Raw genomic sequence first — 376 nt, 5'->3', positions numbered from 1 at the left:
CGCCGACGATGCGAACATTTATGTGCGCAGTCGCCGTGCGGGCGAACGAGTGATGGCCGGCGTGGAGCGGCTCCTGAACCAGCGCCTTAAATTGACGCTGAACCGGGACAAGAGCCGGGTAGCCGGATCCTGGATGTGCGATTACCTGGGTTACGGGATGAGCTGGCATCAGCAGCCGAGACTGAGAGTAGCTTTGATGAGCCTGGGACGCTTGCGCGACCGGCTTAGAGACCTGCTGCGCGGAGCGCAGGGCTGCAAGATGGCGAGCGTCATCGAGCGGATCAACCCTGTACTGCGCGGGTGGGCTGGTTACTTCAAGCTCAGTCAAAGTAAGCGACCCCTTGAGGAGTTGGACGGCTGGGTGCGCCACAAACTT

General features: G+C 61.2%; 1 protein-coding gene. It reads left to right on the top strand.

Going from position 1 to position 376, the window contains the following annotated elements; translation table 11 throughout:
• Window positions 1–376 (top strand): group II intron maturase-specific domain-containing protein (locus NPS56_RS31055; protein ID WP_274078183.1); only part of this gene is annotated, 376 nt, incomplete at both ends.

Origin of the sequence: Pseudomonas putida (assembly GCF_028682635.1) — a bacterium.
GTDB lineage: Bacteria > Pseudomonadota > Gammaproteobacteria > Pseudomonadales > Pseudomonadaceae > Aquipseudomonas > Aquipseudomonas putida_AE.
Note: the sequence above shows the minus strand (reverse complement) of the source record. Positions and strands in the feature narration are given on the sequence as shown.